General features: G+C 38.6%; 15 protein-coding genes. 5 read left to right on the top strand and 10 right to left on the bottom strand.

Annotated features, from left to right (window positions below; all coding sequences use genetic code 11):
* Positions 1–3: 3 nt before the first annotated feature.
* From DUT70_RS15990 to DUT70_RS15970, 5 genes are all read right to left on the bottom strand, one after another.
* On the bottom strand, positions 4–3,189 hold the full coding sequence (locus DUT70_RS15990; RefSeq protein ID WP_113648362.1) for an efflux RND transporter permease subunit: 3,186 nt from the start codon (positions 3,187–3,189) through the stop codon (positions 4–6).
* A gap of 13 nt (positions 3,190–3,202) precedes the next feature.
* Positions 3,203–4,402, bottom strand: coding sequence for an efflux RND transporter periplasmic adaptor subunit (locus DUT70_RS15985; protein WP_113648361.1), 1,200 nt, complete (start codon positions 4,400–4,402; stop codon positions 3,203–3,205).
* A gap of 77 nt (positions 4,403–4,479) precedes the next feature.
* The gene (locus tag DUT70_RS15980; protein ID WP_113648360.1) at positions 4,480–5,079 is read right to left on the bottom strand and encodes a TetR/AcrR family transcriptional regulator; all 600 of its coding nucleotides are present in this window, start codon (positions 5,077–5,079) and stop codon (positions 4,480–4,482) included.
* A 153-nt stretch (positions 5,080–5,232) separates the two neighbouring features.
* Positions 5,233–5,607 carry a response regulator transcription factor gene (locus tag DUT70_RS15975; RefSeq protein WP_113648359.1) on the bottom strand — a complete coding sequence of 125 codons (375 nt, stop codon included), beginning with the start codon at positions 5,605–5,607 and terminating at the stop codon, positions 5,233–5,235.
* 92 nt (positions 5,608–5,699) lie between these two features.
* The gene (locus DUT70_RS15970) at positions 5,700–6,902 is read right to left on the bottom strand and encodes an MFS transporter (RefSeq protein WP_113648358.1); all 1,203 of its coding nucleotides are present in this window, start codon (positions 6,900–6,902) and stop codon (positions 5,700–5,702) included.
* A gap of 193 nt (positions 6,903–7,095) precedes the next feature.
* On the opposite strand from DUT70_RS15970, the gene DUT70_RS15965 reads away from it, so the two are divergent.
* The 3 genes from DUT70_RS15965 to DUT70_RS15955 all read left to right on the top strand — a co-directional run bounded on the left by DUT70_RS15965 (position 7,096) and on the right by DUT70_RS15955 (position 10,729).
* Positions 7,096–8,376: a DUF2130 domain-containing protein gene (locus DUT70_RS15965; RefSeq protein WP_113648357.1), complete on the top strand. Its 1,281-nt coding sequence runs from the start codon at positions 7,096–7,098 to the stop codon at positions 8,374–8,376.
* Between the two features lie 73 nt (positions 8,377–8,449).
* On the top strand, positions 8,450–10,141 hold the full coding sequence (locus tag DUT70_RS15960; protein WP_113648356.1) for a sodium/sugar symporter: 1,692 nt from the start codon (positions 8,450–8,452) through the stop codon (positions 10,139–10,141).
* A gap of 108 nt (positions 10,142–10,249) precedes the next feature.
* Positions 10,250–10,729: a hypothetical protein gene (locus tag DUT70_RS15955; RefSeq protein ID WP_240432143.1), complete on the top strand. Its 480-nt coding sequence runs from the start codon at positions 10,250–10,252 to the stop codon at positions 10,727–10,729.
* Between the two features lie 74 nt (positions 10,730–10,803).
* Here DUT70_RS15955 and DUT70_RS15950 read toward each other — a convergent pair whose 3' ends face one another.
* The 4 genes from DUT70_RS15950 to DUT70_RS15935 all read right to left on the bottom strand — a co-directional run bounded on the left by DUT70_RS15950 (position 10,804) and on the right by DUT70_RS15935 (position 18,667).
* Positions 10,804–12,123: an OmpA family protein gene (locus DUT70_RS15950; protein WP_113648355.1), complete on the bottom strand. Its 1,320-nt coding sequence runs from the start codon at positions 12,121–12,123 to the stop codon at positions 10,804–10,806.
* A 552-nt stretch (positions 12,124–12,675) separates the two neighbouring features.
* Complete coding sequence (locus tag DUT70_RS15945; protein ID WP_113648354.1) at positions 12,676–14,808, bottom strand: T9SS type A sorting domain-containing protein; 2,133 nt, start codon at positions 14,806–14,808, stop codon at positions 12,676–12,678.
* Between the two features lie 330 nt (positions 14,809–15,138).
* The gene (ggt, locus tag DUT70_RS15940) at positions 15,139–16,920 is read right to left on the bottom strand and encodes a gamma-glutamyltransferase (RefSeq protein WP_240432141.1); all 1,782 of its coding nucleotides are present in this window, start codon (positions 16,918–16,920) and stop codon (positions 15,139–15,141) included.
* Positions 16,889–18,667, bottom strand: a complete 1,779-nt coding sequence (locus tag DUT70_RS15935) for an AMP-dependent synthetase/ligase (RefSeq protein WP_113648353.1) — start codon at positions 18,665–18,667, stop codon at positions 16,889–16,891. Before DUT70_RS15935 ends, ggt begins: the two co-directional genes overlap by 32 nt.
* 228 nt (positions 18,668–18,895) lie before the next feature.
* On the opposite strand from DUT70_RS15935, the gene DUT70_RS15930 reads away from it, so the two are divergent.
* Entirely contained in the window at positions 18,896–19,372 is a 477-nt protein-coding gene (locus DUT70_RS15930) for a hypothetical protein (RefSeq protein ID WP_113648352.1), read from the top strand.
* 72 nt (positions 19,373–19,444) lie between these two features.
* Here the strand turns inward: DUT70_RS15930 and DUT70_RS15925 are convergent, their stop codons facing one another.
* Positions 19,445–21,265: a M61 family metallopeptidase gene (locus tag DUT70_RS15925; protein WP_113648351.1), complete on the bottom strand. Its 1,821-nt coding sequence runs from the start codon at positions 21,263–21,265 to the stop codon at positions 19,445–19,447.
* A gap of 398 nt (positions 21,266–21,663) precedes the next feature.
* Here DUT70_RS15925 and DUT70_RS15920 point away from each other — a divergent pair, with 398 nt between their 5' ends.
* Positions 21,664–22,752 carry an efflux RND transporter periplasmic adaptor subunit gene (locus tag DUT70_RS15920; RefSeq protein ID WP_113648350.1) on the top strand — a complete coding sequence of 363 codons (1,089 nt, stop codon included), beginning with the start codon at positions 21,664–21,666 and terminating at the stop codon, positions 22,750–22,752.
* Position 22,753: the final 1 nt, after the last annotated feature.

The following is a 22,753-nucleotide window of genomic DNA, read 5'->3' as shown; positions in this document are numbered from 1 at the left end:
ATATTATTTATTTTCCTCCTGTTGATGATGAGGATGTGCATTGATTTCTGCCAATGGTGCGCCTGTTACCTTTTCCTGTAAATATTGGAAGATGATGAAGAGTACTGGAATGATGAACAAGCCTAAAATTACGCCTGATACCATCCCGCCTGCAGCACCAATACTGATACTGTGGTTACCTTGAGCTGATGGACCAGTAGCAAACATCATCGGGATTAACCCTACCACAAAGGCAAGAGAAGTCATGATGATAGGACGTAGCCTCAATTTAGCCGCTTCTAAAGCTGCTGCAATCAATGGTTTCCCAGCTCTTCTGCGCTGTGCCGCAAACTCCACAATCAAAATCGCGTTTTTGGCTAGCAAGCCAATAAGCATGACCAATGCTACTTGTACATAAATGTTATTTTCAATACCAGCAAAGCCGATGGCCAAGAACACTCCAAATATTCCTACTGGAATAGAAAGAATAACTCCCAACGGTAGTAAATAACTCTCATATTGAGCAGCCAATAAAAAGTAAACAAATACCAAACACAAGATGAAAATCACGGCCGACTGTCCACCAGAAGAAATCTCCTCTCTCGTTTGACCAGAGAATTCATAGCTATAACCTGCTGGCAATTGTTTAGCGGCTACTTCTTCAATAGCTTTAATGGCATCACCCGAACTAAAACCAGGTTTTGGAATGGCATTAATCGCGATAGAATTAAATAAATTATACCTTGAAGCGGTTTCTGATCCATAAATGCGGCGCAAAGTCACCAAAGTATTGATCGGCACCATCTCCCCTGTTTTGTTTTTCACAAACACACGATCAATAGATGCAGGATCAGCTCTATCAGCAATATCAGCTTGTACAATTACCCTGTAGTACTTTCCAAATCGGTTAAAATCTGAAGCTTGCGCACTACCAAAATAAGCCTGCATGGTCTGCAATATATCTTTCACGTTCACGCCCAACTGATCAGCTTTTTGTTGGTTAATGTCCAACTCCAATTGAGGATAATCAGCTTTGAAACTGGTAAACGCTACGGCAATGGCTGGTTGTTTCATCAATTCACCAATAAAGTTTTGTGAAATTCCACTAAACTTATCCAGTTTACCGCCCGTTTTATCTTGCAGTACCATATCCAAGGCCTCTACGTTACTAAAACCAGGCACCGTTGGGAAACTGAACACAAAGAAACTACCGCCAGATATTCCAGCTAATTGTCCCCTCACTTGGTTCATGATTTCGTCGATATTCTTCACCTGTCCTCTTTCTTCTGTAGGCTTAAGCAATACGAAAACTACCGCTGCCGATGGACTTGTAGAGTTAGTTAATAGGTTAAAACCTGAAATGGCAGTCACAAACCTCGATGCATCTAACTTTCTAAGTGTATTCTCCGCTTCAGTCATTACTTTCTGAGTTCCGTCTAATGAAGTTCCAGACGGTGTTGACACCGAAATAGCGATAAAACCTTGATCTTCTGTAGGAATGAAGCCAGTACGGGTAGTTCTAACCATCCAAATGGTGGCTACAGTAATTAATGCTAATCCACCCAAGCTTAACCATCTGTTTTTAACCAAAAATTTCAGGCTATTCACGTAACGGTTAGTCATGGCGTTAAAGGCGCTGTTAAAACCGCTAAAGAATTTCTCTTTAAAACCTTTTTTAACTGGAGCCTCACCTTCTTTAGGCGCTGCGTGATTGTCTTTTAAAAATAAGGCAGCCAATGCAGGACTTAAAGTTAAAGCGTTAACCGCAGAAATGACAATGGCAATAGCCATGGTGAACGCAAACTGACGGTAAAACAATCCTGTTGAACCTTCCATGAAACCAACGGGTAAAAATACCGCAGCCATTACCAAGGTGATGGAAATGATGGCTCCTGTAATTTCGCTCATCGCCTCATGGGTAGCCGCTTTAGGTGCTAAATGTTTGTGCTCCATTTTGGCGTGCACGGCTTCCACCACCACAATCGCATCATCCACCACAATACCAATGGCCAAAATTAAAGCGAACAAGGTGAGTAAGTTAATGGAGAAACCAAACAACTGCATGAAGAAAAACGTACCCAAAATAGCTACAGGCACCGCAATGGCAGGAATCAACGTTGACCTAAAATCTTGAAGGAAGATAAATACAACGATAAATACCAAAATAAACGCCTCAATTAAAGTATGGATTACCTGATCGATAGACTGATCCAAGGCAACTTTTGTACTATAAAAAATGTTGTGTTTAATTCCCTTTGGAAAATCTTTTGAAGCCTTTTCCATCAGCTTGTTAATGGCAATCTGGATTTCATTAGAGTTAGATCCAGCTAACTGAATAACCCCGATTACAACTCCTTTTTGTCCGTTTAAACGTGTTAAACTGTTATAAGAATAAGCGCCAAGTTCAATCCTAGCCACATCTTTTAGATAAAGGATAGAACCATCTGCATTTGTTCTTACGGCAATATTTTCATATTCTTCAGGCTTAGTTAGTTTGCCTTTGTATTTAATGACATACTCAAAAACCTCTTTACTACGCTCTCCAAATTTACCTGGAGCAGCTTCCAAACTTTTATCTTGGATGGCGGCCATTACTTCGTTAGGCGTCACCTTATAAGTAGCCATTTGCGTTGGATTTAACCAAACACGCATCGAGTAATCTTTTACCCCACCAAAAATACTGGCAGCACCTACCCCAGGAATCCTTTTGATCTCTGGAATGATATTGATTTGTGCGTAGTTGGCTACAAAAGTTTGGTCATATTTGGCCTCATCTTCAGTAAACATCCCAATAGCCATGATAAAGCTATTTTGTTGTTTCGCAGTAGTAATACCTTGTTGTACTACTTCTGCAGGTAACTGACTAGTTGCTTGAGCTACCCTATTTTGAACGTTTACCGCTGCCTGATCTGCATTGGTACCCAATTTAAAGAAAACCGTAATGGCCAACGAACCGTCATTACTGGCGGTTGAGCTCATGTAGGTCATGTTCTCTACCCCGTTGATCGATTCTTCGATAGATGGTGCCACCGAACGCAAAACGGTTTCGGCATTAGCACCTGGATATACCGCAGTAACCAAAACCGACGGTGGAGCGATATCTGGAAACTGTTGCAGCGGTAATTTAGTTAAACCAAGCACCCCAAGAATCACCAATAAAATGGAGATCACGGTGGCGAGTACCGGTCTTTGTATAAATATTTTAAACATTACGTTGTTGTTGTTAATTTTTAGAAATTAATTGGGCTATTTTTTCACCTTTTTTATCTGGTTGAATAAGTTGCCCATCTTGAAGTTTATCTAAACCACTTAAAACGATTTGATCTCCCGATTTTAAGCCGTCTTTAATTAAATAGTTAGTGCCAGATTTTCCGTCTATAGCAATCGCTACCTTGTTTACTTTGTTGTCTTTTCCAACAGCAAACACAAAAATCTTATCCTGCATTTCCACCGTTGCGGACTGAGGGATTAACATTGTGTTGTCGTGAGATAGGCCTAATCTTATTTTTCCAGTGTTACCTGATCTCAATAAGCCTTTTGAGTTGGCAAAAACTGCTCTCAAAGTAATTGAACCTGTAGTTTTATCGAACTGACCATTGATCATGTCTATTTTTCCCTTCACAGGATAAACACTTTGATCTGCCAAAACCAATGATACTGCAGGCAAATGCTTAATTCTATCCGCTACAGAATTTCCTTCGTATTTAGCATTGAAGTTGATGAAATCAGTTTCTGCCAAAGAGAAGTAAGCGTAAACTTGATTTACATCTGAAAGTTGGGTAAGTGCTTCAGGATCTGAAGGTGAAACCAAACTACCTTGTTTTTTAGGTAAACGTCCGATATAGCCACTGCTTGGGGCTTTAATTTGGGTATAACCTAAATTAATTTGTGCACTATTTACATTTGCTTTAGCCTGTTCAACATTAGCCAATGCAATTTGATAAGTGGTTTTTGCCGTTTTCAGCTGGAAGTCTGAAACTACTTTACTTTGTACTAAAGGTGTTAATTTATCAACTTCTAATTGAGCATTTAAAACCGCTGATTGTGCGGCTTGTAGTGCCGCTTTGGCATTGTTCAACTGAGCTTTAAAAGGCAGTTCAGAAATTTGCAATAACAACTGTCCTTTACTTACCAACTGACCTTCGTTGACCAAGATTCGATCAATAGTGCCTGAGATTTGCGGTCTTATTTCAACATCTGTAGTACCTTGTATGGCAGCTGGGTAATCCACAAAAGTTTCTTGTTCACCTGTAGAAACCGTGGTTACTGGCAATACCGGTGGTGGAGCAGCTGCAGCCATCTGATCTGGTTTAGCTGTACAGCTGGCAAGAAATAAAACGACAGTAATGATAAACAGAATAATCCATTCGTTAAACAATTTAACACTGTTAAATTGTGGGCGGTGTTTGTATATATGATTCATCTTATTGGGGATTTTTACTTACTATATTTTACGTTAATAATTAATTTAACACTGTTAAATAGGTGGTGAAAAAAATTTTAATCGTTGATGGTTTTAATAATCGCCTTAATAGCGCTTCTTAAAATCTCCTGATTAATCTCATCATTAGCACCCTTTTGAACTAGGTTGATAGATATTAGACCATGTATTAATGACCAAAAAGTGTAATATTTTAAGCAAGAAGTGTCTTCTGAAACGGGTTGTTTGGTCAGCAATACTTCGATAGCGTCATAAAATAAATCAGTGGTGTATTCTGCTTCTGGCATTTTCTTGTACAACTCACAACAGTTTACCTGAACACCATACATTAACTGATAAAATTCTTTTTCTTCAAAAGCAAAATCCCAATAGGCTAGCCACATGGCTTCCAATTGTTCTTCTGCGCTTGTCTTACTATCTCTAGCTTCTTTAACTTTTAAACCCAAGTTAATATAGCCTTGCCTAGTCAATTCCAGTAGAATTCCTTCTTTGTTTGGGAAATATTCGTAGATAATTGGTGCCGTATATTCAATCACATCCGCAATTTTCCTCATACTTAATGCGGCCCAACCTTCTTGTTTCACAATTTGCAAAGCAGCGGCCAAGATACTTTTTCGAGTATCCTCCTTTTGACGCTGTATTCTTTCTTTACTTCCCATGCTCTAGTGCTATAAAATTATTTAACACTGTTAAGCAAAGGTATAAACACATTTAATTTATCATATCATCCATTTGTCAGAAATATCAAAAAAATAAAAAAACCTGTCTAGAGTTCATCTGACAGGTTCTGAGTATGAGGTTTGATTAAAAATTTAAGCTACTTTTTTTTCTCCAATTAATCTTTTAATCCTATTCTCGATATAGTCAAGGTCAAAAGGCTTACTAATATAGTCATCGGGACTTACAGCTGCACTCAATTCTTTGCTCTGAACATTTGCCGACATCACGATTACTGGAATGTGTTTAGTAAACACATCTGTTTTCAAATCTCTACATATGTCTATGCCATTTCCATCTGGCAACATGACATCGAGGATAAATAAATCGGGAATGGAATCTTTAAGCTTTGTTTTAAGCTCACTAAAGGTTGATGATACTTGGATTTCGTAACCTTCATCTTTCAATAAAAATTCAATAATGAAAGCAATGTCTTTGTCATCTTCTAAAACATGTATGCGTTTTTTCATGTGGCTAATTTAAATAGTCTATATTTCGGTTTAACACTGATTTGTTAGGGATTAAACAAGCCTTTGTTTAAAATGTTTTAAAAAATATTTTTTTATTCTTCCGTAAGTTTCAATTTACTGAAAAAGTATGCACAAACAAGCAGTAAAACTGTAATGGCGATCCAAAGTACGTTGTAACCAAATTTTTCGGCAATATAAAAACCACTAGTAGGCCCTATCACTTGTGCTACCGACCAGCTTAAGGTATATCCTGCAGCATAAATCCCTCGATTATATTCATTACTGCGCTTTACCACAAAAGTATTGAAGAAGGGAAGGGATAACATTTCTCCAAAAGTGAAAAGTAAAATACTGATGACCGCCAAGGCGATTGGAAAAACTTTTGGCAACATTAAAACACCGAACGAAAAGCAGACAATTATTACCCCAACCACAATATAAAATATAGGCGATCTCTTATTTTCGATCTTGCTAATCATCACCATTTCTACCAAGGCAATCACGACTCCGTTAATGCCTAAAATAATGCCAATAAGTGCTTCATTCAAATGCCAAACTTCCTTGTAAAAAACAGGCACGACCCTAAACATCAAAAATGCACAGGTGGTAAACATGGCACACAAAATCAAAAACTTAATGTATAAGGCATCTTGCCAAGGTTTACGTGCAGACATTTCTCCTTTCTCTTGCGCTGTTTTATGTTGTATGTTTTTTGCTGGTAGTAATAAGAAAATCACGATGGCGACCAAAACACTTACACTCCCATCTACAATAAATAGCAACTTATAATTATATGAGGCAATGATACCTCCCATGCTAATGCCAAAAGCCCAACCAATATTATTTGCCAATCTATTAAGAGAATATGATCGTGTTTCGGTTCCCTCTGCAGCATAAGAAGCAATTGCAGCATAATTGGCTGGTCTAAAAGCCTCCGAAAAAAAACTAATGACTACCGCTAGCCCACATAGCAAAGTGAAATCTTCTACCATTGCGAACATCAAAAAAAACAAGCCCCCAATCAGAGAGGCCAAAATTTGTACGGGTCTATATCCAAAAACATCTGTTAACTTCCCTCCCGCGGCAGCACCTAGTATGGAACCAAAACCGAACAAGGAGATAATAATTCCCGCATCAGACTCTGGACGATGCAAAGCTTGGGTAACATATAAACCCATGAAAGGAACGGCCATAAAGCCGCAACGATTGACTAAGATAACTAGGCTAAGGATCCACGTTTGTCGGCTTAAGCCAGAAAACGAGGTTTTATAAGCATTTAAAATACGGCTGAACATTCGATTTGGTTGGTGCTCAAAATTACGTATTCAACAGTAATTAGTCACCGCTGTACCGGTAAATAAAAGTCATATTTATATCAAACGACTTATAACTTCAACATCATTATTAGCATTCAAAAATATTATCCGTGCATCTGTGGCTAACAATGCTTAATTTTGATACTCTTTTTCCGAAACAATAAATCCTATTATGTCAACAGAAATCAAATGTCCTAATTGTAATCATGCTTTTCCAATCGAAGAAGTGATGGCCGAAGAGTATAAAAAAGAACTGCGTGAGCAGATGGCTTCTTTCAAGAAGAAACAACAGGAGGAATTTGACAAAAAGGCTCAATCGCTTGAACTACAAAAAAAGCAACAGGAAGAGCTATTTGAGGCACAAAAAAAACAGCAGGAGTTGGCTTTTGAGCAACGCTTGATTAAAGAAAAGGAAACCTTACAAGCCTCCGTGAGCGAAAACTTACGCAAATCGATCAGTGCCGATTTCGAAAATCAACTGAAAGTACTAGATCATGCCAATAAGGAAAATGAAGAAAAACTAAAGGCCGCCCGCCAAAAAGAATTGGAATATCTACAACTAGCCAATGAAATGAAGCGTAAGGAAGAGGAGATGGAACTTACCATACAAAAGAAAATGGCCGAGGAACGTGAGAAAATGGCGGTTGATATTCGTGCTATCGAAAACCAGCGTTTGCAAAATGCGGAACATGAGTTTAAGCTGAAGCTGGCAGAGAAAGAAAAGCAGCTTGAGGACCAAAAAAAGCTGGCGGAAGAAATGAAACGCAAAGCAGAACAAGGCTCGATGCAATTACAAGGCGAGATCCAAGAGCTGGCACTGGAAGAACTTTTGCGCAGCTCCTTTCCTTTCGATTTAGTACAGGAAGTAGGCAAAGGTGTTCGTGGCGCAGATTGTATCCAAACGGTAAGAAATAATTTTGGTCAGGAATGCGGACACATCATTTATGAAAGTAAACGTACCGTAGCTTTTGCCAACGATTGGATAGAAAAACTAAAAGCAGACATGCGTAGTCAAGGAGCTGAAATTGCAGTACTCGTTACGCAAAACATGCCGAAAGACATGAACTGCTTTGGCTTAAAAGACGGCATTTGGATTTGTACCTTCAATGAAGTGCAAGCACTGGCAGCGGTTTTACGTGATGGCATTTTACGTTTATTCAACGCCGCAAAATCGCAAGAAAACAAAGGCGATAAAATGCACATGCTTTACGATTATTTAACCAGCAACGAATTCTCTGAACAATGGAAAGCAATCAGAGAAGGTTTTTTAAGCATGAAACTATCCATCCAAAAAGAAAGAGATGCCATGGAGAAACTTTGGAAGGCAAGGGAAAAACAACTGGACAAAGTATTATTGAATGCGGCTCACGTAAAAGGTTCCATTGAAGGAATTGCTGGTAGCGAGAACATACAGTTAAGTTTAACAGACGACGAAGACCTCTTTTTGGAATAACGGGTAACTTTTTTAACGTTTGCCACATTGATTTCGTAAATTGCTAGTTATAAAGCCAAATAACTAAAACTAAATGAATAGCAGTTTACTCGATATCAAGGACTACATTGTATTCCTCGTTTACTTTGTAGTAGTAGCAGGTTACGGATTGTACATCTATTACAAAAAGAAATCCGCAACCACTGATTCCAAGGACTATTTTCTTGCAGAAGGCTCTTTAACTTGGTGGGCAATTGGTGCTTCGCTCATTGCTTCCAACATTTCTGCCGAGCAATTTATTGGCATGAGTGGCTCGGGCTTTAAAATGGGCTTGGCCATTGCAGCTTATGAATGGATGGCTGCCGTCACCCTCATTGTAGTCGCTGTCTTTTTCATGCCAGTATATCTTAAAAATAAGATTTTCACCATGCCACAGTTCCTCAACCAGCGCTATAATGGCACGGTAGGAATGATCATGGCCATATTCTGGTTAATGCTCTATATTGTGGTTAACCTCATGTCTATCTTATATTTAGGTGCCGTGGCCATTAGCGGAATTTCTGGGCTTAACATTACCCTTTGCATTGTATTACTTGCAGCTTTTGCCATTATTATTACGCTCGGCGGGATGAAAGTAATTGGTTATACCGACGTCATCCAAGTATTTGTACTGGTGTTGGGCGGGCTAGTTGCTACCTATTTAGCCTTGGACATTATCTCCGAAGGCAAAGGCGTTTTAAATGGATTTACCAACTTACATAACGGAGCTTCGGAACATTTCCATCTTATCTTTAAGCCCGACAATCCAAATTACATGGACTTGCCTGGCATTAGTGTTTTAATTGGCGGGATGTGGATTGCCAATTTGAGCTACTGGGGCTGTAACCAATACATCACCCAACGTGCTTTAGGAGCATCATTGCCTACCGCTAGAAATGGACTTTTATTTGCCGCATTCCTTAAACTTTTGATGCCTATTATTGTGGTCATTCCTGGTATTGCGGTTTACTATATCATTAAAAACAACATGGGCGATATTAGTGCCGACAGCTTGTTAACTTCCTCAGGAGCTCAAGACCCGAACAAAGCCTATCCCGCCCTTTTAACTTTACTTCCAGTGGGTCTTAAAGGACTTTCTTTTGCTGCACTTACCGCAGCAATTGTAGCTTCTTTGGCGGGAAAAGCAAATAGTATTGCCACTATTTTTACTTTAGATATTTATCAAAAAGCTATTAATAAAGATGCTTCAGAGAAGAAATTGGTGGGCATTGGAAAAATAGCTGTTTTAGTCTCTATGATTTTAGGTACAGGTTTGGCCTTAGTGGTTGGCGATGCTTTAATGGGTGAAGGAAAACAAGGTTTCCAATACATTCAAGAGTATACAGGCTTTGTATCTCCTGGTATTTTTGCCATGTTCATATTAGGTTTCTTTTGGAAAAAAACAACTTCAAATGCTGCATTGTTTGCCACCATTGGGGGGTTTGTATTCTCGGTAATCCTTAAATTTTCTCCTGATTTTATGGACCTTTCTTTCTTATCGAGCATTAACTTTTCAGTGCCTAATGCCAAAGGAGTTTACGAAATTCCGTTTATCGACAGAATGACCATTGTATTTTTACTTTGCGTGATAGGCATGTATTTTATTTCTGTGATAGAGAATAAGAAAAAACCAGTGACTAGCGGTCTTGAGATAGACCCAAGTATGTTTAAAACCAATAAAGCCTTTACCATAGGTGCTTTATTGGTAATCGCCATCGTAACCATTTTATATACCATTTATTGGTAGCAAAAAAAGGTTTAGTTATTTTTATGGAAAGCGCTTTTCGCTATCATCAATTCAATAGATTAAACATTTCTATTGGTAAAAGAGTTTATTAACGTAAATAAATATAAAATGATGAAAATGAAACTTAGAAACTTTGCATGGGCCGTTTTGGCATTGCCAATGGCTTACAGTTGTACCCAAAGTGGAAACAAACAAACTGATGATCATGCAAGCAAAGCTGTAATCGATACGGTAAAACAATGCTACACCTCGGTTTTTGAAGGCGACAGTGCAACCATGAATGTTAACATTATCGATAGTACAAAAGTAGAAGGCAAGTTAATGATCCACTACAAAGAAAAACCTCATAACGATGGACTTGTTAGAGGCGAGTTTAAGGGAGATACCTTATTTGTAGATTATACTTTTAAAACTGGCGAAAATCCTACAGAGTTTTCAAATCCGTTGGTATTCCTTAAACAAGGTGGCAACTTGAAAATGGGCGTTGGTGTCATAGAAACAACCATGGGTAGGTCTTATTTTGCAAAAGATAAACCTATTAATTTCGAAAGAGGCAAATTTGAATTTGTTCCTGCTGAATGTAAATAGTCTTACATCAATTAAAAATAAAAAAGCCCCGTATGTACGGGGCTTTTTTGTTTCATAAGCAGTATTTGTTCTTTCTAGTAAAGTGTAAACTCTACCCTTCTGTTTTGCTGACGACCAGCAGCAGTTTTGTTAGTTGCAATTGGTTGACCCATTCCGTAACCAGTAGCTTCAATTCTTGATGCATTAGCACCCTGAGATACTAAATAAGCTTTTACTGATTCGGCTCTTTCTTTAGATAAACGCAAGTTTAATTCTTTAGAACCTGTATTATCAGTGTGACCAGCTAATTTTAAGCTAAAGTTTTTCTCTACCAATAAAGCAGCTACTCTGTTTAAAGTTTCATAAGATTTAGAACGGATGGTTGCTTTTCCTAAGTCAAACTCAAGGTTAGTAATCGCATCTCTTACTACTTTACGGTCTGCTTCCGTAACAATCACTTTCTCCGTAACTACTGGAGCAGGAATTTTAATAGGACAACCTGAACCATCTACTACAGTTCCTGTAGGAGTGTTAGGACATTTATCCAATTTATCAGCTACACCGTCACCATCACTGTCTTTCAATAAATCATTCATTTCTGAACGTAATTTTGCATTTTCAGCTTTTTGAGCATCTAAGTCAGACTTCAATGCATTTGCAGTGTTTTTAGCAGCCAAAGCCTCCTCATAAGTAGCAGCTGTTGGGCTAAAGAAAGCTAATTGTTTTCCTTTACCTAGCGCAAACTCTAAACCTGCATAACCGTAGTTATACTTGTCGTTGCTACCTCTAGCATAACCATCAAACTCATCGCCATCAACAAAGTTAATAGTCCAACCCAAATCGAAGTTAATCCCTTCCGATAAACGGAATTTTGCACCCACACCTACAGGAACAATCATTTTGTTAACTGATGGTCCAGTAACTTCCGTACTTGAACCTCTAGCTACGGTAGTTGGCTCGTAGTTTACAAAACCACCACCCGCCATCGCATAAAGCGTAGCATTGTTTTGCTGATTAAACATGCTCCAGTTTACCATGTTCACCTGTGCACTTAAACTAGCTGAATACTTAAGATCAGTACTGTAAGAAGCGATTGGGCTAGTGTTTACTGTACCATCATTAAAAGGCTCAGCATTGTCGCCACGCACTTTACCTCTAACTCCGTCTAAACGTAAAGCAAAAGCAGGGCTGATTTGTTTTTTGATGTATAAACCATATCCAAAACTAGTCTTCCAGTTTGAGAAGTCGTTTTGCCCACCAAGAGGAGATACGCCTGTTAAGCCACCAGCGTTAACACCGATTGACCACGTTCTAAGCGAAGGTTTTTGGCCCGAAGTTTCTTGAGCTTGGGCATTGTTGCCGATGATCAGTCCAGCTAATGCGATCGGGAAAAATTTTAAGAAATTTTGTTTCATAATAATTGACTTTATAAGTATCTGTTATCGTCTACTTGTAGTCAATAGGTGTACCAAGTCTTAATCTTTCAGAGAAAAAAAAGCAATAAACAACTGAAAAACAACAAATTAACAACCGTAACAAAAAAGTTAAAGAAAAGAGAAAAGTGTTTGGTTTGCTATACACTTTAAAAAAAAGACAATCAAATAAACGAGAAAACTAGGCATTTATTTTATGCCAATGTACAAAAACAGTTAAAAAGATTAATTAAATAACTCGTTTTATGGCAAGCTAGTACATACATTATAAAGTATTCTCAAAAGGAATATGGTTTAAAAATTAAATACAGCTAGCTATTTTTCATTTAGTAATTATTTTACCGCAAAGATTTGTAAAGTATTCGCAAAGGAACGCAAAGAATATGTTTTCAAATTAAACTCTCAGAATACCTGGCGTTATTAGTAATGTCCATTTATATTTACCGCAAAGATTTATTGATGGATTGCGAAATAATGTAAAGGAATATGCCCTTGCAAGTTTTACCAACCTACAAGGGCTTAAATTTTAGCTAATTACAATTTAATTATTCTTTCAGACTTATTACCATTGGATCCTGTCAGTTTGATAATGTAGGTTCCTGTAGACAATTCAGACAAATTAAGTTCTAACTGTTTATCGGTACTGTTAATGTTACCACTAAGCACAGTATTGCCTTGCAAACCAATTACACTGTATTTATTATACAACCCATCACTTAAAGCTATGGTTGCATTCCCTTTGGTTGGGTTAGGATAAACATTCGCCCTATTATCTGTTAAACTGCTTTTTATCACTTGAGTAGCCAAATAATGGATCGTGCCATCCAAATCTTCTTGTTCTAATTTATAATAATAAGTACCTCCTGTAGCAGTTTGATCCGTATAACTATAGCTTAAAGAAGTATTGCTAGCGCCTGCACCTTTCATCGTTGTAATTAATTGATAGTCTTTTCCGTTGCTACTACGACTCACGATGTATTGTTTGTTATTGATTTCAGAACCCACTTTCCAATCAAGTTGTACGCCAGTGGCATTCTTCTTTGCAGTAAAGCTGATAAATGATACAGGTAGAACATCGTGATGTTCTACAGCACCGATATCGATCGTGCCATTTTTACGAGCCCTACCATTAACATCAACTATAGTAGTATTGTAGGTATCATTACCAGCATTTTTGGCGGGACTAGCACTATGCGGTGCTAAAAAAGCGATATGTCCAGGAGTAATACTAATAAAAAGAGGGTTTACATTGCTAAGATTACCTTGATTTGCCGTAATGTAAGGTGTTTGTTGAACAATGTTATTGCTTACCGCCGCAAGTAACGTTGCATCAGCGGCATATATATCCGGAGTGCTGGTCGTATTGGTGCTCGTATTATTAAAGAATATATTGTTATATAAATAGGTCTTTTTATCTGGATAGGTTGCACTAGCACCTACTGCCGAAACATATATCCCAGCAGAGAAATTAGTGGCGGCACCCCCGTAGGTATTTCTATTATCGTAAAAGGTGTTGTTAATAAAAATAGCGCCATAATTGTTATTCTGCGATCCATAGGCTGCGCCATTAGTGGTAGCCGTGCTATTTTTATAAAAAATACAGTTCAAAAAAGACGCTCTTCCTGTATAGTTATAAATGGCACCACCCCCACTTCCAGTCGCGGTATTTTCGGAAAACAAGCAATTGGTAAAAGTCGGAAAAGCCCCGCGTATATCTATAGCTCCACCTCTTCCTCCGCCACGATTTCCTTTAAAAGTGCAACTAGTGAAAGTTGGATTACTTCCGTTTACCGCCACTGCTCCCCCATAACTGCCAAAATTCTCAGAAAAAACAGTATTCGTGATCGTTGCATGGCTTGATACCACCAACGACATGCCCGAACCATAATTACTACCTGCGGTTTTAGGCGCAGCATTCATGTTAAACGATTTGGTAATCTCGCACTTTTCAATAATTGGACTACTATTATTAACATAAATTCCAGAGCCACAACCGCCCGAAGTATCTCCATCTCCATTGGCCCTATTAATCGTAACCTTCACATTCGAAATCTTAAGACTAGCGCTTGATTCCAAAATATAAATCCCTCCACCAAGTCTTCTATCGATGTTTTTTGAGTTAACAGCCACGACTGATGCTGTATTAGCAGAAGCATCTCCTTTCGTTACGGTAAATCCATCAAAAATGGTAGTATTGGTTAAACCTATGGCCAGCACCACATGATAAACATTATCCGTTTTATTAGCAGTCATATAAGTATTCGTATTTGCGCCAGTCTCATCCACATCATTCACACTCAAATCGCCACTTAAAATGGTTTCATTGCCTGCTACACGTTGTGTTTCATTCGCTTCGGTTCCCGCAAAACCTCCATAAACACTTACGCCGTTTTTAAGCACAAAAGCATAATCCTTACTTGTTATCGCATCAGCTGTATTTACAAGACTGTTTGGAGTATAAGTGCCCTTTGCCACAAAAATTTTGTCTCCAGATTGGGCTATATTGATAACGCTCTGCAAGTCGTTTGAAGCCGTTGCCCAACTCATAGCAGTAACCGCTGTGCCTGCTCCGTCGGTTTTAACATAATAGGTGGTTTGTGCGTTCATCTTAAAAGCAAATAAGCTTAAGCATAACACGCCCAAAGTTTTAAAGTAAAGTTTTTTCATACACGTTTGGTTTTATAATGGTTTATCACAAAACTAAAGGTGTCGGGTATCCAGAGGGTTCGCTTTTGTACGGAAATGGTTTGGTTTTGTACGAAACTGAAAAAACTGGCTGATTAACATGTTTTATTCAGCGAGGATATTTTTTTTGAAAACCAATGGCAGCACTTCTTGGCAAATCCAGCCCCGCCTTTTGCTAAACCCAATACCTTCGTAAACTCAGGTTTTATTGGGTACCGCTGTCAGTCGGGTTTATCTAACAAAATGAGATAAAAAAAAAACGAGATTAACCTCCGTCAACCTCGCTTATATACTACACATTATTATTATATTTTACCATCCACCAGCGGTGTCATCTCCTCTCGGATCAGCACCTGTTTGATAGATTCCTTTTTTAGTGACCAAAATGGCATCCACCCTTCCAATACTGCTACGTTTATAAAAAGTATAGCCTTTTGCTTCCAATTTTTGTTGTACTTCTGGTGTTAGAGCATCTGGTTCAATATCTGTTCTGTCGGGCAACCACTGATGATGAAACTTTTTAGCATTTACAGCCTTTTGCATATCCATTCCAAAGTCGATCACGTTTACAATGGTTTGAAACACTGAGGTAATAATGGTTGAACCTCCAGGAGTTCCAACTACCATTGCTAACTTACCGTCTTTCTCTAAAATAGTAGGCGTCATTGAGCTCAACATTCTTTTGTTTGGAGCAATCGCATTGGCCTCATATCCTACCAATCCAAAATAATTTGGCACCCCAGGTTTAACCGAGAAGTCATCCATCTCATTATTCAACAGAAATCCAGCACCTTTTACCACCACATAATTGCCATAGGAAGTATTAATCGTTGTAGTTAACGATATGGCATTTCCATCCTTATCAACCACTGAAAAATGTGTGGTTTCTTCGCTTTCTTTTCTGGCAAATTCTCCAGCTTGGACTTCGCTACTCGGTGTGGCTTTGTTCCAATTAAAGTTGGCCATCCTACCTTTATTATAGGCTTCTTGCAAAAGTTCCTTTTGTGGCACCTTCCAAAAATCAGGATCTCCTAAATGTTTAGCCCTATCGGCATACACTCTTCTCTCAGCTTCTACCATCACTTGTACGGTCGAATCTGCATTATGCCCCCATTTAGAAAGCGGAAAGGCCTCTACCGACTGTAATAATTGTACCAAAGCAATCCCTCCGCTTGAGGTTGGAGGCATAGTGATGATTTTATACCCTCTATAACTTCCGATAATTGGGGTTCTCCAAGCAGCTTGGTAATTTTTTAAATCTTCTTTAGAAATTAGGCCGCCACCTCTTTTCATCTCTTCTACAATAAAATTAGCTACTTCGCCTTCGTAAAAACCAGCACGACCTTTATCTCTGATTAATTTTAGCGTGTTTGCCAATTCTGTTTGTACCAATAAATCACCCGCAGCCCATTCAACCTCTTGTTTGATAAATACGGTACCCAGTGGATTAAATTGTTTGAATTTATTTTGTAGCCTATTTAATTCGTTTGCTTGCTGTTTAGTGATCTTGAATCCCTTGGTAGCCAGTTGATAAGCTGGTTCAACCAATTCTGCCCATTTCAACCTGCCATATTTCTGGTGTAGTGCTACCATCCCAGCCACAGTTCCAGGTACACCAGCAGCTAAATGTCCTTCCTTACTCTTTTCAGAAATTGCATCGCCATTGGCATCTAAATACATGTCTTTACTGGCTAAAGCAGGTGCTTTTTCTCTGAAATCCATCGAATTAAGCTCTCCTTTGGCTGAGCGATAGATTAAAAAACCACCACCACCAATATTACCTGCATTGGGGTATACCACCGCTAAGGCAAATTTTACCGCCACGGTAGCATCAACGGCATTGCCGCCCTTTTTAAGGATTTCGACCCCTACAGCTGTGGCTTCTGGATGAGCCGACACAACAGCTCCTTTTTTAAATTCCAAGGCTTTTCCAGCCTTTTTTGAATCGGCATTTGATAAGAACTCAAACGCTTTTACATTTTTCTCTTTTTCTATCTGAGCATTTGCCTGGCTAAAACTTAATAGTAAGGCCATGGCTAACCATTTGCTCATTTTAATCCTTCTATTTAGTTTCTGGATGATAGTTTTCTGCATCTTTATATATTTTCTCTATAATTTCTTTGTTCTTCTCCAAAATTACTTTTCGCTTCAAGCTTAATTTTGGGGTCAATTCACCACCGTCAATACTCCATTCTTTCGGCAATAAAGCAAATTGTTTTACTTGTTCCCATTTACCGAATTCCTTGTTAGCTTCATCAATCAGCTTTCGGAATTTTTCATGCACCTCTTTATTTTCTACAATGGTTTCGTTGCTACCATACTCAATGCCCTTCACTCTGCACCAACCTTTCAAGGTCTCAAAATTAGGTACGACTAATGCTGCTGGAAACTTTCTGTTTTCGCCCAACACCATAATCTGTTCAATAAGTGGTGCTTCTTTAATTTTGTTCTCTACTATTTGCGGGGCTACATACTTACCACCCGCAGTTTTAAACATTTCTTTTTTTCTATCGGTAATCTTTAGGTAGCCATCAGTAAGCTCCCCAATGTCGCCAGTATGGAACCAACCATCCGTGTCCACATTTTCACTGGTTAAATCTGGCCTATTGTAATACCCTTTCATTACGTTATGGCCTTTCACCAATATCTCACCATCTTCGGCAATTTTTACTTGTACGCCTTCAATAGGTTTTCCAACAGAGCCAAATTTAATGGCATCAAAATGGTTAACTGAGATTACAGGAGAAGTTTCAGTAAGCCCATAACCTTCAAAAACAGGCAATCCTGCTGCCCAAAATACTTTCGCTAGGCGAGGATTTAGCGCTGCACCTCCAGAAATAATCACTTGAATATTCCCACCAAGGGCCTCTTGCCATTTTTTAAACACCAACTTTCTGGCAATCCCTAATTTAAAAGTGTACCACCAACCTTTGTCGGTATCATATTGCTCTGCCAAGCTTAACGACCAAAAGAAAATCATTTTCTTAATCCCCGTTAATGTTTTTCCTTTCTCTACTATTTTATCATAGACTTTTTCCAACAGCCTAGGGACCGTTGAAAAACCACTTGGTTTCACAAATTGTATATCTGCTACAATGGTATCCATACTTTCGGCATAATAAACGGCAATGTTTAAATAAACGTAGAGGTAATGGATCATTCTTTCGAAAATATGCGACAGCGGCAAGAAGCTTAGCGCATGGGTAACGTTAGGCGGCAAAAGCACGGCAGACATCTTGAAGTTCTGCACCAAATTGTCGTGGGTAAGCATTACCCCCTTGGGTGTACCTGTAGTACCAGAAGTATAAATAATGGTCAAAATATCTTCGGGACTAACGGCCGCTCGATACTGCTCTAAGTCCACACCTTGATTTTGTTTTCCTATTTCAATCAATTCTTCCCAGCAAGTAGCCCCTTCCACCTTATCAAAACTATAAATTTTTACATCGTGTTTTACTTCGGCAATGACATTCTTTACTTTAGTGTAAAGCTGATCGTCAGCTACAAAAATCACATTGATTTCAGCATCTTCAATGATAAACTTCATGTCATGCTCAGCCAATGTTGGGTACAACGGAATTTGATAGGCTCCAAGCTGCAAAATAGCGTAGTCACAGATGTTCCATTCTGGCCTATTAGCAGACATAATAGCTACCCTAGATCCTTTACCTATCCCCAAGGTAGTGAGCCCTCTACTTACATGATCGGTCAGCTCGCAAAACTTTTGTGTACTGTATTTGCGCCACTCGCCGTTTATTTTTCCGCTGACAAACTCTTCTTTAGAAAATTTTTCTAGATTATATTTTAGGAGGTCAAAAACTCTGGTTACTGAAACTGACATACGATTATTATTTATATTGGCTAATACTGAAAAACAGCCATTTGCAGCTGTAGAACATTCTAATTTAGGGTTTTTAAACGAAGTTTATACTATGCAAGCATAATTATTTTATACCACATTGATTTTCTGAGAAAACAAAAAAACTGCGCTAATTGTTGTTTTAAATGTACAAAAGGCACAAAAGTTGCTAAGCGTGCTGTTATATATTAAACAACAATTAACATTTTTATGAAAAAATTACTTTTTACTATTATTGCTGGCGTTGCCCTTTTTGCTACGAACTTATCTAATGCAAATGCACAGAGTTACAAGACGGCCTTGGGTTTAGGTCTTGACTTCGGCAACGGTTCTACTTTGGTAGGTCCTTCTATCAAACATTTTTTCAACAGTAAAGGTGCTGGACAAGCTGAGGTTTTATTTGGTGGAAATAGCGTTCGTGTACAAGCTTTCTATCAATACCATGGTGCTATTACTGGCGCTTCAGGATTGAAATGGTTTGTAGGTGGTGGACCAGGTATCAACTTCTTTAGTGCTGGTGGTTATGATCAAACTAATTTCTTGTTGATCCCACAAGCTGGTTTAGATTTTAAAATTCCTGGGGCACCAATTCAAATGGGTTTTGACTGGAGACCAACTGCTTGGATTGGCGACAACTCTGAGTTTGAAGCAGGAAGATTTGGTTTTGGTTTTAGATTTACTTTCTAATCAAAACAAAGTGATTAAAATAAAAAAGGTCCCGCACATGCGGGACCTTTTTTTGTTGATGTGTATCGTTGCTTATATACCCATCCAACGCTTTCTTACTGCTAATTGTTGTGCAGTAGCATTATCATTGTAACTTGCTTTGATACGTACGTTAGGGCTTTCTTTCAACGTTAAAGAAATCTTCTTCTCCATTCCATCACGTTTTACAGTTACTTCTACTACATCACCTACCTGCTTTTTAGCGATAGTAGGCAAGCTCTCTAAGGTAAGTCCTGGGTTTGGCAATTTAATGTTGCGCATTTCGTCACCAATACTTGATCCATCTAAAGCTAAAATCTCGTCATTAACGTTTAATCCTTGAAACCAAGCTGGTGAATTTCTAGAAACACCGCCCACATTTACACTCCTAGTTACCGTTAAAGTTGCCCCAGTGTAAGGTTTATTTGGTGAAGCAATTTCTGCCTTGGCATCAATTCCTGCATATGCTAAGAACTTCTCAAAGTCGATATCGTCCACACCATCAATATATTTTGCCCAGAAATTGGTAAAGCTTATACCACTAATTTTTTCTACCATCGCTTTAAATTCAGCATCGGTATAACCTCTTTTTTGAACTTTTCCTTGTTCGTACATGGCTTTCATCACATCGTCCAAACTTTTAGCGCCTTTAGTAGCATTCGCAATTTCCAAGTCCATTAACATCCCAACCACTTCACCTTTGCTATAGTAAGAGATAGAACTGTTTTTTGAATTTTCATTAGGGCGATAGCCAATGATCCAAGCGTCAAAACTAGAAGATGAAGCCGACTGGAATTTAGCACCTGGTGTATTAATTACCGTTCCCAAACCTCCAATAAGATCATTTAAGAAAGTAGCTTGGTTGGTAGCTCCAGCTCTAATCAATAACTTGTTTTCATAGTATGAGGTAAATCCTTCAGCCGTCCAAAGGTTGGTGGTGTAGTTCTCATTATCGTAATCAAATGGTCCCAAAGCCACTGGACGAAGTCTCTTCACATTCCATAAGTGGAAATATTCGTGAGCTACCAACGAAAGAAATCCTTTGTAGCCTTTTTCGGTTCCATATGCATTTCTGCTTGCGCCCAACACTGTAGAGTTTAAATGCTCTAAACCGCCACCTCCTTGTGCATAGTTGTGCACAATGAAAGTATAATGCTTGTTAGGATTGTCTCCAAAAATTGCAGTGCCTTGTTCTACAATTTTCGCCATATCTACTTTTAAACGTTCTTTATCATAATTGCCACCGCCATACATGGCCACTTCGTGCTTTACGCCAGAAGCCGTAAATTCAAAAATATCCTGATTACCCACTTCTATCGGGCTATCAAACAGAATATCAAAATCTGCCGCATGGTAAGTGAATTTTTGTCCAGCTACAGGCTCTAAACCTGTACTCACTTTATCCCATTTGCCAAAAGGCACAATTTTTACGGTACTTGGATTTTTAATCATCCCCGCTGGATACATAAAAATACCTGCCGATGAAAGAAAGGCATGCGACTCATCGATAAACGCGGTACGCACCGAGATTTCAAAAGCATAAACCCTATAATTAACTTTTAGAGCTGCTGCTTTAGCATTAAAAACCCTCCAAGTGTTTTTGGTTACCTTTTGTACTTTGGCAGGCTTACCGTTAACAGTAGCGGTAAAGCTCTCCACATTTTTCCCAAACTCACGCACCAAATAAGAGCCTGGTGTCCAAACGGGCATTTTTAAATCTACATAATCTTTTGCGGCAATGCCCGACATGTTCATTTCCACCTCTGCATAGTGTGCTTGGGGTTCTTTGAAAGATACCTCAAAGCCAATTTTAACTTGCGATTTAGCTGCCATAGTTAACGTTAGCAACAATGCTACTCCTAGGATTTTTTTCATTTAATTTTAATTGTTTTTACCATCATAAAGCACCAAAATACTCTTAATTGGTTCTTTATTTTACTTTTCTTGTTGGTAAAAATAGGGACTTAATGTCCTAAAATACCAAGCGTATTGGCACAAAAATAGAATTTAAAACTTCTTTCCTCAATGATTATCCTCAAAGTGCTGTAACATAGTTAGTACATCTTAATAATGGAGAAACAATTAGATATTTTTGTTTGTATTCACTTCGCAATTTTTCGAGCTTAGCTACTTAAAGTGAAGAAGAACTAAACCATTTAAATTTCTATACCGAATACAAACTATTAAGATGAAACGGTCATGATTTTATGAACGCCACGTCGGAATGAATAAATCATGATCGCTTCATCACCATTGAAAACAAATTTATACGAATGAAAAAAAGGTATATATTCTATCTTGTATTGGCACTTGGACTTGCCTATCTCGTTTATTACAGAATTACTGAAAATAAAAAAATCGAAGGGGGCGGCCCAGGCGGTGCAGGTCCAGGAAAAGGCGGAAAGGGTAAAGGCGGAGCGCCACTAAACGTAGATGGAATTATAGCCGCTACGAGCGATTTTTCTAGCAATATAGATATTACTGGAAGTATTGAAGCCAACGAAGCAGTGACATTGAGAAGCGAAGTGGCTGGCTTGGTTACTGGCATCTATTTCAAAGAAGGAAGTAATGTAAGTAAAGGCGCTGCTTTGGTTAAAATAAATGACAGGGATATACAAGCACAACTTAGAGAAGTTATCACCAGGCAAAATCTATCCGCAAGTAATGAAAACAGGGCCAAACAATTATTAGCGAAAGGTGCGATTAGCCAAGAAGAATACGATACTTCGTTGGCTGAGTTACAAGCTTTAAAATCCCAAGTACAGTTAATTAGGGCGCAACTTGCAAAAACCACCATCATCGCACCTTTTAGTGGTAAAGTGGGCTTGCGTAATATTTCTATGGGCGAATACATTACGCCTAACACCACTATTGCGAATTTATTAAGTACCAATCCTGTAAAAATCAACTTCTCTATTCCGGAAAAATATGTTTCACAGCTAAAATCAAATAGTGATATTTCCTTTAATATTGATGGCAGCAATAAAACGTTCTCTGGAAAAGTATTTGCGATAGAGCCAGGCATTAATCAAACTACCAGAACCTTGCAAATTAAGGCCTTGGCACAAAATGCCAGTGGTGAATTACTCCCAGGCTCATTTGCTAAAGTGAAGCTGTCATTATCGACGATCAAAGACGCCATATTAATCCCAACTGAAGCAGTTATCCCTGTGCTTAAAGGTAAAGTAGTTTACATCTCCAAAAATGGTAAAGCGCAACAAATGCCTGTGGAAACTGGCACCAGAACAGCAGATAAAATTTTAGTGCTTTCGGGCTTGAACGTTGGCGACACCGTGCTCACCACAGGAGCAATGGCCCTAAAGCCTGATGCGGATGTGAAAGTTAAAATAGCCAAAAAGTAAG

Source organism: Pedobacter chitinilyticus, assembly GCF_003313385.1.
GTDB lineage: Bacteria > Bacteroidota > Bacteroidia > Sphingobacteriales > Sphingobacteriaceae > Pedobacter > Pedobacter chitinilyticus.
Note: the sequence above shows the minus strand (reverse complement) of the source record. Positions and strands in the feature narration are given on the sequence as shown.